Genomic DNA, 14,278 nt, shown 5'->3' with positions numbered 1-14,278 from the left:
GTGTGACGGACATGAGCGAACCACTTGATCCGGACATGTTCGCCGGCTGCCGGAACATCGTCCCGCCGATGAGGATGCACAACAAGTGGGCGCTCAAGATCATGGTCTGTCTGGAGCCGGGGCGGCGGCGCTTCTCCGAACTCCAGGTCCCGCTGCGGGGCATCACCCCGAAGGTCCTCACGGAGTCGCTGCGGGCGATGGAGCGTGACGGCTTCGTCACCCGCACCGCCTACCCCGGCGTCCCACCCAGGGTCGAGTACGAACTGACCGACCTGGGACGGTCCCTGCTCGGGCCGATGGACGCCTGGTGCCGGTGGTCCGAGGAGCACCTGACGGAGCTTGAGGCGGCCCGCGAGGCCTACGACGCCGCCGTCTGACCCTCCCGTCCTTCGGGCCTCCCGTCCTTCGGGCCTTCCGGGTTCCGGGCCTTCCGGGTTCCGGGTGCTTCGGGCTCTCGGGTTTTCGGGTGCTTCGGGGTTCCGGGTGCTTCGGGTTCTCGGGTCAGGCGACCGCGACCACCGCGCGGGTGTGCCTCCTCTCGGTCGCCTCGTCGACGAGCGCGACCGCGAGGTCGGCGTAGGAGAACGCCGGGGCACCCTCCTCGGCGGGCAGTACGGCGCCGCCTCCGGCGCGGTAGACCCCGGTGCGCTCGGCCTGGGCGTCGAGGAAGACCGGGGGAGGGGTCACCACGACCCAGTCCAGCCCGCTCCCGGCGAGGATCGCGATCTCCGACGAGTGCCCGACGGAGAAACGCCGGTACTCCTCGGGGAAGTCCGGCGTGTCGTGCATCGCCACCCCGGGCGCCACCTCAAGGGCGGTGCCGACCCCGACCGTGACCAGCCGCTCCACACCCGCCCGGGAAAGACCCGCGACCAGCGCGTCGGCGGCCGAGGTGTAGAACTCGTCCGCGGGCACGTCCGCCCGGTAGACCGTGGAGATCACGGCGTCGTGCCCGGCCGCCACGGCCGCCACGCTCTCCGCCCGGGTCACGTCCCCCGCGACGAGCGTGACACCGTGACCCCGTACCCCCTCGTGCCCGCCGGGGTCCCGCACCACCGCCGTCACCGCGTGCCCCCGGGACACCGCCTCGGCGACGACCCTCCTGCCCGCGTTGCCTCCGGCCCCGAACACCACGATCCTGCTCATCGCACATCCCTTTCGCCTGGTCTCGCTGGACGTGTCCAGACGCTAACCCCGCCTCCCTCGGTTACCGCAACGATAGGAAGGCCGCCGTCCGGCCCCTATCTCCCGGACGGCTCACCGGTCCCCGGCGGCGTCGAGAGCACCCGCCATGGCCGTGGTACGGGAGGTTCGTCTCAACGGCGTGACGCAGATCAGTCCGGACGGGTTCTACGTCACGGCCGCCATCGGCGTCACGATGAGTCGGCGGCCCGCTCGGATCGGCGGCTGAGGTCCCGCCGAGCCAGCTGCCATGGACGGACGTGTCGCCGGTCGGTACGGCCGGGGCGTCCTCTCCACTGACCTGACGCGTTCCCGGCCACCCGGCCGGGATGATTCCCTTGGTTGGGGTAACCCGCCGTCCGGACGTGACCCCGTACCGCCGCGGTCGCCCTGTGCCCCGGGACACCGCTTCGGCGACCGCCCTCCTGCCCGCGACGCCCCCGCTCACGGCGTGCCCGCTCAGGCGGGCCAGATGCGGGTGAAGACCACACCGGTCCGAGTACGGCCCGCCTCACGCAGATCGAGGACGAGCCGTCCCCCGCGCCAGGTTCCCCGCGCCTCGACGGCTCCGTCCAGGAAGTGGCTTCGCGTGGTGAAGGAGACGACCCCGTCGCGCAGGTCGTAGCGGGCGACATGGACGCCCCCGAGCGGGACGTCCCGGTTGAGCCACGTCGCGATCGCCCGCCCCTCCTCGGGGCCGGGAGCGGGCTTCACCAGCACGTCGAGCACGACGCCGTCCGGGAAGAACCGGAACACCTGCTCCCCGGCGGCGTGGATCTCCGCAGGCCGCCGCGGCGCGCGGGCCTTTCTCACCTCTCCTGTCCGACGGTCGGCGGTTGGGTGACCCTGGCGACGCGTGGCCGGTGCGGATCGGTCGGAGCCACCGGCAGCCGGTCCCCCTGAGTCACCAAATGCCGCCCCTTTCCGTCACACGCCATTATTTCCTGACACGACAGGAGCATGCCCGGGGACACAACCTCAGGGTGCCGTGAGGGGTTCCGAACGGTAGGCCCGATGGAGTGTCTCGACGAAGTCAGGTGCCTCCGGCAGGGGGGCGGGGCCGATCCGGTGTACCGCGATCCCCGGTGACCAGGAGTTCATGACCACGGCCCCCGCCAACGCGGGCAGGTCGTCGAGCGTGATCTCCTGGACGCGCTGGGGCACACCGAGGCGCTCAAGGCGGCGCCGTACGATCCCCATCGTGATCCCGCCCAGCTTCTCGGCGTCGGGCCACACCACGGCGGCACCGTCCCAGAAGGCCAGGTTCCAGATCGACGCCTCGCTGAGCCGTCCCCGGCGGTCGACGAAGGCGGCGTCGTCGAAGCCCCGCTCGACGGCCTGACGGAGGAAGTACGTCTTGGCGACCTCGCCGACGTGCTTCACGGCCGGGAGCACCCGTTCGTACTCGACCGCCGTCAGGGCGAGCGGTCCGCGCGGGGCGGTCGCGGGAGGACCGGTGCGCACCAGCAGCGAGGGCTCCGCCTCCGCCCGCGTGAACTCGCCCGCGGGGGAGTAGACCGTGGCCGTCAGCGACAGGTCGGCCGGACCGGCCCGGAGCGCCGTCCGCAGACCCGCCAGCACCCGGTCGTCGGGCAGGGCTCGGCCGTACAGTTCCATCGAGGCGACCCTCAGCCGCTCCAGGTGGAGGTCGAGGCCCCGGACCCGTCCTTCGCGCACCTGCATGGCGGTGAAGTGGGCGTAGCCCGCGAAGGCGAGTGGCGCCAGCTCCTCGGCGCTCGCCTCGTGGCCGTCACGGTGAACAACGAAAGAGGACATGCGTCGCTCCAGACGTGTGTGGAATGTCCGTTCCTGGGGCGACGTTAGGGCTTCACACCAGTGGAAGGGTCAACCCGCCGGGAGGGGTACATGCTGATCGGGGAGCTGTCCCGCAGAACCGGGGCCAGTCCGCGCTCGCTGCGCTACTACGAGGAGCAGGGGCTGCTCGACACCGGCCGGGGGACGAACGGCTACCGCCACTACGACGAGGACTCCGTGGTCACGGTGCGCCAGATCCGCGCCCTGCTGAAGGCCGGTCTGTCCACCGAGGTGATCCGTTCCGTGCTGCCGTGCGCGCGGGGTGAACGCCCGGACTTCGACTGGTGCGCGGAGTTGTGGGACATCCTGAACGGCGAACTGGCCGCCATGGACGAACGCATCGACGGCCTCCAACGCAACCGGGGCACCCTGGCCTCCTACCTGACACCCCCCTGACCGGTCGTAGCCCCTCGGCGAGAACTCCCAGCCGCCAACGTCGCTACCGAGAAAGCGACATCAAGACCCTCCTCAACGCCGGATGAACCCAACCGGCCTCCAAGGAGTTCTCCCGTTCCGCCACCCGGCCACATCACAAGGAACCCGGCCTGAACACCCCAATCCCCCGGGAAAAGGGTTTGGGGTACCGGTGCCGTGTGTGAGGGGTGTCGGCTTGGGCGCGTCGGTGTCTGGACTGAGGAACGCAGGAGCGAAGCGACGGAGTGACGAGGGAAGACACCGACCCGAAGCGCCCGAGCCCGCGACGCCGAAGGCGTCGCAAAGAGACACAGCGACGAGGGAAAGCGCCGACTCGGGGCGCCCGAACCCGCGACGCCGCCAGGCGTCGTAAAAGAATAAGGTGCTCTGATGCCGTTGGTTGAGGTCACCCATCGACCGGACATCGCCGAGACGAAGCTTCGTGAGCTCGGGGAGGTGTTGCCGCACCTGGTGTCGGTGGCCGTCGAGTGTCCTGAGGAGCCGTATGACGGCGACCTGCAGCCGGGCGACGTCGAGATCCGCTTCCGGGCGCTGGGGCCGTTTGACCGCTGTGGCCTGGACGTGGTGATCGAGGTCAGGTCCAAGTGGTTCGAGAGCAGGGCGGTCGACCGGCAGGAACGGGTGGACGGCCTCCACGAGGCCGTCGCCGCCGCGACCGGCCTGACCGACTTCGGCGTCTACCTCTCCCTCCCGGTCGCCGCCTGGTCCCAGGGCGACTGAGACAGCGGTTTCCAGCGCGGAGTCACGAGGTCATGGCTACGCCCCGGGGAGGGGGAGCGCGTCCTAACGAGGAGCGTCGTGGGCTATGAGGGCTAGTTGGATGCGGTTGTCCAGGTTGGTCTTGGTGAGGATGCGGGAGATGTAGCCCTTGACCGTGCCGACGCTCATGTGGAGTTCGGCGGCGATGTCCCCGTTGGACAGGCCTCGGCCGACCGCGTCGGCGACCTCGCGTTCGCGGCCGCTGAGCCTGGACAGCAGCCGGTCGGCGTCGTCACGGCGGCGGTCGTCCGTCTCCGGCGCCAGGTGGGCGATCAGGCGCCGGGTCACGCTCGGGGACAGGATCGGCTCACCGGCCACGACCCTGCGGATCGCGTCCACGATGCCCTCCGGCGGGGTGTCCTTGAGCAGGAACCCGTCGGCCCCGGCGCGCAGGGCGCCGAAGACGTGCTCGTCGGCGTCGAACGTGGTCAGCATGATGACGTACGGCGGGGCGGGCCGTCGTCGGAGCAGCCGGGTGGCGTCGATCCCGTCCAGGCCCGGCATCCGGATGTCCATGAGCACCACGTCGGGCGTGTGGGTGTCGACCGCGGACCCGACGTCGGCGCCGTCGGCCACCCCGCCGACCACGACCAGTTCGTCGGCGCCCCTGAGCATCAGCGTCAGCCCCGCCCTGACGAGCGGGTCGTCGTCCACGACCAGTACGCGTATGGCCGTCATGCCGGCCATGGTAGCCAGACCGTCAGGTGGAACTCCTCGCCCTCGACTCCGGCGTGCTCGACCCGGCCGCCCGCCAGTTCGGCCCGCTCCCGTACCCCGGCCAGCCCGGCACCCTCTCCGGGAGAGCCAGGAAGACCGGGAGAGCCGGGAGAGCCGGGAGGACCAGGGAATCTGGGAGAACCGGAGAAGCCGGAAGAGCCAGGTGAACCGGGAAAGCCAGGGAAGCGAGAAGAGCCGGGAAAGGCATCTTCGCCGGGCAGGGACCTCTCGTCGTGGAAGCCTGGGAAGGGTCCCTCGGTGGGGCCGGACGCTTCGACGGGGTTGCGGACCTCGACGGTCAGTCCCCGGCCGGGGGCGCCGTCGAGACGCAGGGCCACCGGCCGTCCCGGCGCGTGTTTGAGGGCGTTGGTGAGGCCCTCCTGGACGATCCGGTAGGCGGCCCGTGCCGTGGCGCCCGGCAGGTCGGGCAGCCGTATTCCGCCGTCGTGCGACTCGACCCGGGCGCCCGCCCGCCGTACCTCCTCGACCAGGGACCGCAGGTCCAGTTCGGCCAGGACGGGGGCCTCGCGCAGCACCGAGATGACCTGGCGCAGCTCCTGCAACGCCTGGTGCGCGTTGGCGCGCACCACCGAGGCCGCCTCGACCACCTCGGCCGGGTCGGCCTTCGCGTTGAACTCAAGCGCCCCGGCGTGCAGTGCCAGCAGTGAGAGGCGGTGCGCCAGCACGTCGTGCATCTCACGGGCGATGACCAGGCGTTCGGCGTGGCGGGCCTGTTCGGCGCGGCGCCGCTGCTCCTCCTCGGCTCTGCGGGCCCGTTCGACCAGCGAGAGCACGAGCTGACGGCGGGCCCGCGCCAGCATCCCCCACCCGGTCAGCGCCACCCCGAACAGCACCGCGACCAGGGCCCACACCGGGTACGGCGCCAGCCCCGGCGGCCGGATCCAGAAGCGCGTCAGCGTCGCGGCCGTCCAGGCGGCACCGACGCCGACCGCGACGGCCGAACGCCGGTACAGGGCCGCCATCAGCGTCGCGACCCCCGCCGCGACCGACGCCGAGGCGGCGGGCACCGAGATGGCCACGGCCACCAGCGCCATGGTGGCGGGCCTGCGGCGTGCCAGCCACAGCGCGGCGCACGCCACCACGCCACCGGCCACGTCGACGGGGAGCCAGGTGTCGCCGAGCTCGCCCCACACGACCGCGACCGCCGAGACCAACGCGCAGACCAGGCCGCCCGCCCGCGTCGCCCGGTCCCAGGTGGTCCTGGCGGGGCCGGGCCGTACGTCTGCCATCACGGGCGTTCAGCGTAATCGGGGGGATCGGCCGTGGGCAGCAACCAAAGTCGCCGCCACTCTCTTACCTGGGTTGCCACGGGCGGGTCCGAGGTCGCCGCCGACTCCTCACCCGGGTTGCCACGGACAGGCCCGGAGGCACAGGCCCCGGAGGGGAGGCGCGGAACACGATCGCCGTATGACAGCGAACCGGAAAGGCGGCCGCCGGGCCGCGTTGCTGCTCGCGGTGGTCACACCGCTCGTGGCCGAGTTCACCCTCGGCAACCCGCCGCTCCGCATGGCGTGGATCCTGCTGCTGTGGATCCCGATCTACGGCGCGGGCACCGTCCTGGTGCGCGAGCTGGTACGGCGGGCCGGGACGGGCTGGGCCGGGGTGCTGCTGCTCGGCGCGGCCTACGGCGTCGTCGAGGAGGGCCTGGCCCTGCAGGCGCTGAGCAGCCCCACGATGTACGGCGCCGCCGGGTGGGCGCCCCGAATCCTGGGCCTGAACAGCGCCTACGCCGAGCTGCAGATCCCCTACCACGCGGTCTTCAGCGCCGTGATCCCGATCCTGCTGACCGACCTGGTCTTTCCCTCGCTGCGTGACCGGCCCTATCTGGGCAGGCTGGGTCTCTGGTCGGCCGGGACGGTCTTCGTCCTGGGCGCGCTGCTGCTGCGGGTGACCGTGGTGACGAGCATCGACCCCGGATACCGGGCTCCGGCGGCGGTCCTGGCCGGATGCGCGGCCGTGGTCGCCCTGCTGACGGCGGCGGGCCTGCGACTGCGGTTCCCCACGGGCGTCTCCCCGACCGGATCGACCGGATCGACCGGATCGACCGGACCGGCTGGACCGGTCGGAGCGACCGGACTGACCGAACCGGTCGGGCTGACCGAATCGGCCGAACCAGCCGGACGGACCGGACTGACCGGACCGACCGAACCGACCGGACTGGCCGGTCCGGCAAAACCGGCAAAACCGACTGGGCTGACCGGTCCGGCAAAGCCGACCGGACCGGCTGGACCGCCTGGGCTCGTTGTGGCCGGGGTGTTCGGTGTGGTCGTGGTCTTCGGGTACCTGGCGCTGCTGTTCCCCTTCGGGGGTGCGACCCGGCCCTTCTTCACCCATGGCGGGTGGGTCGCGGTGCCCATGACGGCCGCCGCCGTACTGGCCGTGGGGGCCGGGTGGCTGCTGCGCCGCTGGACGGCCGGGGGGCTGTGGACCGACGGGCACAGCCTGGCCCTGGCGGCCGGGGCCCTGGTCGCCCACACGGCCTTCGGGCTGGTCTCCAACGCCGACACGGTGGCCGACCGGATCAGCCTGGCGGCCGTCGGCGTGGTCATGGCCGCCCTGCTGGCCCTGCTCGGCCGCCGGGTCCGCTCCTCCCGGAGGTTCACGGCCCGATAGGTCACCCGGCGTGCGCCGAGGACCCCGTGTGTTCCGTGTGCCCGGCGTGTTCGGCGTGTTCGGCGCACAGGCAGCCGACGCCCCGTTCGATCCACTCGTGGCCGGTCCACTCGGGGTGCCGTTCGACGAGCAGGGCCCTGACCTCGGCGACGATCTCGGCCTCGTCGGCCGCCGAGTCGCGCCGCAGCCAGGTCTCCGCACGCAGTTCGCGCAGGTAGTCGCGGACGCCGGTGAGCACCTCGGGGCCGCCGAGGTCGCCGTGGCCGGGGACCACGGTCCTGTGGCCCGCGGCGGCCAGCCGGTCCAGCACCGCCAGCCAGCCCACACCGGAGACGTCGGTGTCGTACGGCGGGAACCAGGGGAAGATGGCGAACTGCCCGGTCTCGGCGAGGTCCCCGGTGAACAGCACACCGGCGTCCGGCACCTCGACCACCTGGTCGCCCCTCGTGTGGCCCCGGCCGGTCGGGCGCAGCCGTACGGTGCGACCACCGAGGTCCAGGTCGTGGGTGTCGTCGTAGACCAGGTCCGGGACGGGCACCGTGACGCCGTCCAGGCGGCGGGCGACGGTCTCACCCAGGCCGCGGAACATCTCCAGGTAGCCCTGTCCCTTGGTCCTGAGGTCGTCGGCCTGGGCGCGGTTGACCAGGTAGGTGGCCTCGCCGGAGAACACCTGCGCGCCGAAGGCGTGCTCGGGGTGGAAGTGCGTCGTGGTCAGGTACAGCCTGCGGCCCGCCGCCACCTCCGAGGCGAAGGCGAGGACCTGCTCGGCGTTGGCGGTGCCGATACCCGTCTCGACGACCAGTACGGCTCGCGTGCCGCCGATGACGCCGATGTTGGGTACGAGCCCGGCCCGGTGGTTCGGGATCACCAGCAGGCCGGGGGCGATCTCCTGGGCGCCGGAGACCTGGACGACGGGGTCGGGTATGGGTTCGTGGGTCATGTCCTGATTGCAGCGCTGTGAGGCCTTCGCGGTCCAAGTCCTGTTGGGTGGCGGCGATGCCCTGCGGGTATCGTCGCCGGTCATGGAGCTACGCACGCTGCGGTATTTCGTGGCCGTCGCCGAGGAACTCCACTTCGGCCGGGCGGCCGCCCGGCTGCACATGAGCCAGCCGCCGCTGAGCCGGGCGATCAGGCGGCTTGAGACCGACGTCGGCGCCGTCCTGTTCCACCGTTCCCCCTCGGGGGTCCGGCTCACCCCGGCCGGGGCGGTGCTGTTCGACGAGGCGCGCGTCCTGCTCGAACAGGCGGAGCGGGTACGGGTGCGGGTGGCCGCCGCGGCGGGGGCCGCGACCGTCACCGTCGGCATCCTGGGCGACGGCACCGACCGGGGCGCGACCCGGCTGGCCGCCGCGTACCGCCGCAGGCACCCGGACGTCGAGATCCGGGTCCGGGAGACCGACCTGACCGATCCGACCTGCGGGCTGCGCGCCGGGCTGGTCGATGTGGCCCTGACGCGCGGGCCGTTTGACGAGACCGGTCTGACGGCGCGTGAGCTGCGGGCCGACCCGGTCGGCGCGGTGCTGCGCGCCGACGACCCGCTGGCCCGCCGTGACCGGCTGAGCCTGGCCGACCTGGCGGGGCGGCGCTGGTTCCAGTTTCCCGACGGCGTCGATCCGCTCTGGCGGACCTACTGGAACGGCGGCGAGCCCCGGGAGGGTCCGGTGGTGCGCGCCGTACAGGAGTGCCTGCATGCGGTGCTCTGGAACGGCACGGTCGGGATGTCCCCGCTCGGGCACACCCCGCCGGAGGAGCTGACCGTGGTGCCGCTGGCCGACATGGCGCCCAGTCGTGTGGTCGTGGCGTGGCGGACGGGCGACGCGAACCCGCTGGTCAGGTCGTTCGTCCGGATCGCGACGGCCGTCTACCGCGCCTGGGAGACCTGAGGAAGGGGCTGGGAGAGGGCGCTCACGATCAGGTCGGTCAGCGCTGTGACGGCGTCGTCGAGGGTCGTCCGCCCGTGGTTGAGTTCGGCGGCGATCGCGTCGGCCGCGCCGAGCACGCCGACACAGCGCAGCCGGAGCGCCCGGACGCCGAGGACGGAGTGCGGGGCGAGCGCGGTGGCCATCAGGTCGGTGTAGTCGTCGAGCATCTCGCGCTGGATCACCTCCATCTCCGGGTTTCCCTTCAGGGCGGCGGTGACGGCGTTGAACTCCGGCATGGCGGTGGCACACGCGAAGTAGGCCGCGCTCATGACGTGGGCGACCTCGGGGCCGGTCGGCGGGGCCTCGCCCAGCGCGCGGGTCAGCGCGGCCCGGTGCTGCTCGTCGAGCCGCCGGTGGAGCGCGGTCAGCAGGCCGTTCCTGGTGCCGAAGTGGTCGTAGACGATCGGCCTGCTCACCTCGGCGGCCTCGGCCAGGGTGGGCAGGGTCAGGCCGTCGGCGCCCTGGACGCGCACGACCGCCAGGGCGGTCTCCAGCAACTGCTCCCGTCTCTCCTGCTTGGACAGGCGGGTCGGTGATGCGGCCATCGTCCTCCTCTTGCGTCGCGGTCCCAGCTTAAGCTACAACCTGTAGCCTACAAAACGTAGCTTAGCTGTACGGGAGGAAACCCGATGGAACCGGTACTGATCATGGGCGGCTCCGGGCAGGCGGGCGCGGGCCGCGATCCCGGCCGCGCGCGGCGGGTCGCCGACGAACTCGGCACCGCCACGGCCGTCCCCCTCGACCTGCGGCGCGACGACCTCGGCCTGCCGGACGGCCAGGAGTGCTCGGCGGTGGTCGCGACGGTGTGGGACTCCCACCTCAACGGGCTGCGTTACGCGCAGGAACGCGGGCTGCCGTACCTCAGCATCTCCAACGGCCTGGTGGACCTCACGCCGGAGGTCTTCGCCGGCGCACAGCGGGCCTCGGCCGCGCCGATCCTGCTGGCCAGTCACGGCTGCGCCGGACTCGTCGTCCTCGCGGCGCTGGAGCTGGCCCGCGAGTTCCACCGGCTCCACACCGTCAGGGTCGCGCTGGTGCTGGACGAACTGGACGGGGGCGGTCCGGCCGCCGTCGAGGACATGGAACGCCTGATGGCCGCGACCTCGGCGGGGCTGGTGCGCCGTGACGGTGTATTCACCTGGGTGGACGGCCAGGAGGCCCAGGTGGAGGTGCTCACCGCCGACGGCACCGTACTGCCCGGCCAGACGGTCGCCATCCCCGACGTGCCGAGCCTGGCGCTGGCGACGGGCGCGCCGAACGTCCGCTTCGACTTCGTGGTCGGCGAGTCCTCGGGCAGGCGACGGGGCGGACCGGCCTCCGTCGAGGTCAGGATCGACCTGGAGGGGACCGGCCCCGAGGGGACGCCGCTCGACGTGACCCACCACATCACGCACCCCCTGGGGCAGCGGCCGTTGACCGCGCTCGGCGTCGCCCTCGGCGTCGAACGGCTGCTCGGCCTGCGCGGAGACCCCGTGGCGCCGGGCCTGTACACCCCGGAGGCGTTGATCGACCCGGCCCTCGCGGTCGAGCGGATGGTCGAGGAGGGGACGCTCCTCACCCGGAGCCGGGTTCAGCGCTCGTCGACGACCTGACCGTTCAGAGCGGTGGCGTCCGCGGTGAGGGCCATGGTCAGCGGAGCCTCGGGGATGGTCGGCAGGCTGGCGAGCGCGGCACCCATCTGCGCGCCGCTCTCCCAGTGCCAGGTGTCGGTGTAGACGCCGTCCTCAAGCCGGATCAGCACGGCGTGGGTGAGGCCGGGGTGCCCCTCCCTGACGGTCTCGATCAGCGAGCTCCTGCGGGCGAGGAACTCCTCAAGGTCGCCGTCGGCGACGTGGTAGCGGTGCGAGCGGACCACGGACATGTCTGTTCTCCTTCGGAAGTGGGGGTTACCAGCTGCCCGCGACCTGGCGGATCGGGGCGTTCAGCCGGTTGAAGAGGTTGGTCACGGCGATCATCAGCAGGATCGAGGCCAGCTGCTTCTCGTCGAAGTGGTCGGCGGCGTTGTCCCAGACCTCGTCGGGGACGGCGTCGGAGTGGTCGGCCAGCCGGGTCGAGGCCTCGGCCAGCTCCAGCGCGGCCCGCTCGGCGTCGGTGTAGTACGGTGCCTCACGCCAGGCCACGACCAGGCCGATGCGGTCCTCGTTCTCCCCGAGCTTGCGCAGGTTCTTCAGACCGGCGTCCACACAGAAGCTGCAGCCGTTGATCTGGCTGACCCTCAGGTGGATCATCTCCATGAGCTCCTGGGGGAGGCCCTGCGACTGGGCGGCCTGGATCAGCTCCTGGATCGGCTTGATGACGCCGGGGATGATCGAGGCGGGGTTCTTCATACGGGCTTCCATGGTGTTCCTCGTTCCTTCCGTTGCGGTTGGTGTGAGATCAGGATGGATGTCCGTATTGATAGGTTCGCTATGCACTCGCGATGTGGAGGTGATGGGGGGACGATGCTGCGCTTCACCCTGCTCGGTCCCGTTCGGATGACCGTCGACGGCGCCCCGCTGCCGGACATCGCCCCACGTCACCGAGCCGTGCTGGCCTATCTCCTGCTCAACGCCGACCGGGTGATCAGCATCGAGCGGCTGATCGACGCGATGTGGGGCCACGACCGGCCCGACACCGCCAGGTCGCAGATCCACGCCTCGATCACCGTGATCCGCAAGGCGCTGCGCGCCGCCGGGGCCGTACAACTGCTGGAGACGCGGGCGGGCGGCTATGTCGCGCAGCCCGAGCCGGGGCAGGTCGACACGGGGGAGTTCACCGAGCTGGTGGCCGCGGGCGCGCTGCGCGAGGCCCTGGACCTGTGGCACGGCGAGGCGCTTGAGGACGTGCACGCGTACTACGTCTCCGGCGCCAGGGAGCTGTGGAACGACCGGCGGCTTTCCGCCTACGAGCGCCTGGCCGAGGAGGGGCTGGCCGCGGGGCGGCACGACGACCTGCTCGACGAGCTGGCCGCCCAGGTGGGCGCCAACCCGCTGCGCGAGAGGCTCAACGGCCATCTCGTCCTCGCCCTGCACCGGTCGGGACGGCAGGCCGACGCCCTGGCCGCCGCGCGCGCCTACCGTACGGCTCTCGCGGAGGAACAGGGGCTCGACCCCGGGCACGCCTTCGTCGAACTGGAGCGGGCGGTTCTGGTGGACGATCCGTCCCTTCGTCCGGCTGCCGAGGCCTCGGCTCCGGCCCGTCGGTCGACCTTCCTGCCCTACGACATTCCCGATTTCTCCGATCTTTCCGGACGGGTCGCTGAGGTGGAGCGGCTCGTGGGGGAACGCCGTGGAGCGGCGGTCGTCACGATCGACGGCATGGCCGGGATCGGCAAGACCACGCTCGCCGTCCACGCGGCCCACCGGATGGCCGGACGCTACCCGGACGGACAGCTCTTCATCGACCTGGGGGCGCACACCGCGGGCCGGGAACCGGTCGACGCCGCCGCCGCGCTTGAGGCCCTGCTGCGCCAGCTCGGGGTGCCCGCGGAGAGCATCCCGGTCACACCGGCGGAGCGCGGCGCCCTCTGGCGTGCCGAACTGGCCGGTCGCCGCGTGCTCGCCGTACTGGACGACGCCGCGGACGCCGAGCACGTACGGCCCCTGCTGCCGGGACACTCCGACACCCTCGTCCTGGTCACCAGCAGGCGGCGGCTCGTCGAACTGGACGGCGCCCACGCGCTCTCCGTCGAGGTGCTCGACGAGGAGGAGGCCACCGAACTGTTCGGGCGGATCGTGGGGGAACGCGCCCGGCGCGAGCCGGAGGCCGTAGGTGAGACGCTGCGCCTGTGCGGGTACCTCCCGCTCGCCATCCGCATCGCCGCCGCCCGCCTCCAGCACCGCCCGCGCTGGACGGTCGCCTACCTGGCCGAACGGCTGCGCGACCACCGCAGGCTCCTGGACGGCGTCTCGGCCGCCTTCGCCCTCTCCTACGAGCAGCTGGACGAGCGGGAACGGCACATGTTCCGCCTGCTCGGACTGGTGCCCGGCCGTGACATCGACGCGTACGGCGCGGCGGCGCTGGCCGGGATCCCGGAGGAGGAGGCCGAGGACCTCCTTGAGAGCCTCCTCGACGCCCACATGCTCCTGCAGCTCGAACCCGGCCGGTACACCTTCCACGACCTGCTCCGCGAGCACGCGCGTTCGATCGCCGAGGACGACGGCGCCGTCATGCGGCTGCTCGCCTACTACCTGCACCGCTCCCGCGCGGCGATGGACCGGCTCTTCCCGTACGGCGTCGCCGAGCGGGAGGGCGTCCCACGGCCCGCCACCCCGGTCCCGCCCGTCCGCGACGCCGTCGAGGCACTCGCCTGGCTCGACGCCGAGCGCGCCAACATCATCGCCACGGCCGTCCACGGTCCCGAGATCTGCCTCAGCCTGCTGTCCCTGGTGATACGGCCCTATCTCGACCGGTACGCGCACCACGACGACGCGCTCACCCTGTACACCCTGGTGCTCCAGCGCAGCCGTACGCTCGGCGACCGCGAGGTCCAGGCGCGGGCGCTGGCCGACCTGGCGTGGACCCACTGGCGGCTCGGCGACCACGACCAGGTGGACGAGCACGGACGGCTGGCGCTGGCCCTCTACGAGGAACTCGGCGTTCCCGAGGCGGGTGAGCTCCGGGTCCTCCTGGAGTACGCGGGATAGAGCCGACGTCCGGTCTCCTCGTCATCGGTGCCACGCTTGTCCTGTAGGAACGCGCCCGTCGGCACGGGCTTCCCGAGGAGCGGATCATCGTTGACTGACAGGAGAGACGACCCGGTGGTGGTGATCGGGCTGGGCAGGTTCGGCACCTCGCTCGCCCTTGAGCTCGTCCGCCAGGGCACGGAGGTGCTG

General features: G+C 72.0%; 16 protein-coding genes and 1 pseudogene. 8 read left to right on the top strand and 9 right to left on the bottom strand.

Annotated elements, in window-relative coordinates; genetic code table 11:
• Nucleotides 1-11: 11 nt before the first annotated feature.
• Nucleotides 12-377, top strand: coding sequence for a winged helix-turn-helix transcriptional regulator (locus tag ABT340_RS36025; RefSeq protein WP_352015387.1), 366 nt, complete (start codon nucleotides 12-14; stop codon nucleotides 375-377).
• A 124-nt stretch (nucleotides 378-501) separates the two neighbouring features.
• Here the strand turns inward: ABT340_RS36025 and ABT340_RS36020 are convergent, their stop codons facing one another.
• The 3 genes from ABT340_RS36020 to ABT340_RS36010 all read right to left on the bottom strand — a co-directional run bounded on the left by ABT340_RS36020 (nucleotide 502) and on the right by ABT340_RS36010 (nucleotide 2,958).
• A complete protein-coding gene (locus tag ABT340_RS36020; protein ID WP_352015386.1) occupies nucleotides 502-1,146 on the bottom strand; it encodes an NAD(P)-dependent oxidoreductase in 645 nt (214 codons plus the stop codon).
• A gap of 495 nt (nucleotides 1,147-1,641) precedes the next feature.
• On the bottom strand, nucleotides 1,642-1,995 hold the full coding sequence (locus ABT340_RS36015) for a hypothetical protein (protein ID WP_352015385.1): 354 nt from the start codon (nucleotides 1,993-1,995) through the stop codon (nucleotides 1,642-1,644).
• Nucleotides 1,996-2,160: 165 nt separating this feature from the next.
• Nucleotides 2,161-2,958 carry an aminotransferase class IV family protein gene (locus ABT340_RS36010; protein WP_352015384.1) on the bottom strand — a complete coding sequence of 266 codons (798 nt, stop codon included), beginning with the start codon at nucleotides 2,956-2,958 and terminating at the stop codon, nucleotides 2,161-2,163.
• Nucleotides 2,959-3,048: 90 nt separating this feature from the next.
• On the opposite strand from ABT340_RS36010, the gene ABT340_RS36005 reads away from it, so the two are divergent.
• The gene (locus ABT340_RS36005) at nucleotides 3,049-3,393 is read left to right on the top strand and encodes a MerR family transcriptional regulator (RefSeq protein WP_352015383.1); all 345 of its coding nucleotides are present in this window, start codon (nucleotides 3,049-3,051) and stop codon (nucleotides 3,391-3,393) included.
• Between the two features lie 408 nt (nucleotides 3,394-3,801).
• The gene (locus tag ABT340_RS36000) at nucleotides 3,802-4,152 is read left to right on the top strand and encodes a hypothetical protein (protein ID WP_352015382.1); all 351 of its coding nucleotides are present in this window, start codon (nucleotides 3,802-3,804) and stop codon (nucleotides 4,150-4,152) included.
• 63 nt (nucleotides 4,153-4,215) lie between these two features.
• On the opposite strand, the gene ABT340_RS35995 is transcribed toward ABT340_RS36000, so the two are convergent.
• Nucleotides 4,216-4,878, bottom strand: coding sequence for a response regulator (locus ABT340_RS35995; RefSeq protein ID WP_352015381.1), 663 nt, complete (start codon nucleotides 4,876-4,878; stop codon nucleotides 4,216-4,218).
• Entirely contained in the window at nucleotides 4,866-6,158 is a 1,293-nt protein-coding gene (locus tag ABT340_RS35990; protein WP_352015501.1) for a sensor histidine kinase, read from the bottom strand. The genes ABT340_RS35995 and ABT340_RS35990 overlap by 13 nt, the downstream gene beginning before the upstream one ends.
• Nucleotides 6,159-6,336: 178 nt before the next feature.
• Between ABT340_RS35990 and ABT340_RS35985 the strand changes: the two genes are divergently transcribed.
• The gene (locus tag ABT340_RS35985) at nucleotides 6,337-7,542 is read left to right on the top strand and encodes an AF_0692 family protein (RefSeq protein ID WP_352015380.1); all 1,206 of its coding nucleotides are present in this window, start codon (nucleotides 6,337-6,339) and stop codon (nucleotides 7,540-7,542) included.
• Nucleotide 7,543: 1 nt separating this feature from the next.
• On the opposite strand, the gene ABT340_RS35980 is transcribed toward ABT340_RS35985, so the two are convergent.
• Entirely contained in the window at nucleotides 7,544-8,482 is a 939-nt protein-coding gene (locus tag ABT340_RS35980) for an MBL fold metallo-hydrolase (protein WP_352015379.1), read from the bottom strand.
• Nucleotides 8,483-8,564: 82 nt separating this feature from the next.
• On the opposite strand from ABT340_RS35980, the gene ABT340_RS35975 reads away from it, so the two are divergent.
• The gene (locus ABT340_RS35975) at nucleotides 8,565-9,425 is read left to right on the top strand and encodes a LysR family transcriptional regulator (protein WP_352015378.1); all 861 of its coding nucleotides are present in this window, start codon (nucleotides 8,565-8,567) and stop codon (nucleotides 9,423-9,425) included.
• On the opposite strand, the gene ABT340_RS35970 is transcribed toward ABT340_RS35975, so the two are convergent.
• Nucleotides 9,404-10,009 (bottom strand): TetR/AcrR family transcriptional regulator, encoded by a 606-nt coding sequence (locus tag ABT340_RS35970; RefSeq protein WP_352015377.1) that lies wholly within the window; start codon nucleotides 10,007-10,009, stop codon nucleotides 9,404-9,406. The two genes, ABT340_RS35975 and ABT340_RS35970, sit on opposite strands and share 22 nt — an antisense overlap.
• A gap of 84 nt (nucleotides 10,010-10,093) precedes the next feature.
• Here ABT340_RS35970 and ABT340_RS35965 point away from each other — a divergent pair, with 84 nt between their 5' ends.
• Nucleotides 10,094-11,056, top strand: coding sequence for a saccharopine dehydrogenase family protein (locus tag ABT340_RS35965; RefSeq protein WP_352015376.1), 963 nt, complete (start codon nucleotides 10,094-10,096; stop codon nucleotides 11,054-11,056).
• Here the strand turns inward: ABT340_RS35965 and ABT340_RS35960 are convergent.
• Nucleotides 11,035-11,325, bottom strand: a complete 291-nt coding sequence (locus tag ABT340_RS35960; RefSeq protein WP_352015375.1) for a hypothetical protein — start codon at nucleotides 11,323-11,325, stop codon at nucleotides 11,035-11,037. The genes ABT340_RS35965 and ABT340_RS35960 overlap by 22 nt on opposite strands.
• 25 nt (nucleotides 11,326-11,350) lie before the next feature.
• Nucleotides 11,351-11,803 (bottom strand): carboxymuconolactone decarboxylase family protein, encoded by a 453-nt coding sequence (locus tag ABT340_RS35955; protein WP_352015374.1) that lies wholly within the window; start codon nucleotides 11,801-11,803, stop codon nucleotides 11,351-11,353.
• A 102-nt stretch (nucleotides 11,804-11,905) separates the two neighbouring features.
• Between ABT340_RS35955 and ABT340_RS35950 the strand changes: the two genes are divergently transcribed.
• A complete protein-coding gene (locus ABT340_RS35950; protein WP_352015373.1) occupies nucleotides 11,906-14,089 on the top strand; it encodes an AfsR/SARP family transcriptional regulator in 2,184 nt (727 codons plus the stop codon).
• 90 nt (nucleotides 14,090-14,179) lie between these two features.
• Nucleotides 14,180-14,278 (top strand): annotated as a pseudogene (locus ABT340_RS35945) (TrkA family potassium uptake protein); the annotation flags it as partial.

This window comes from Streptosporangium sp. NPDC000239 (assembly GCF_040300765.1).
GTDB lineage: Bacteria > Actinomycetota > Actinomycetes > Streptosporangiales > Streptosporangiaceae > Streptosporangium.
Note: the sequence above shows the minus strand (reverse complement) of the source record. Positions and strands in the feature narration are given on the sequence as shown.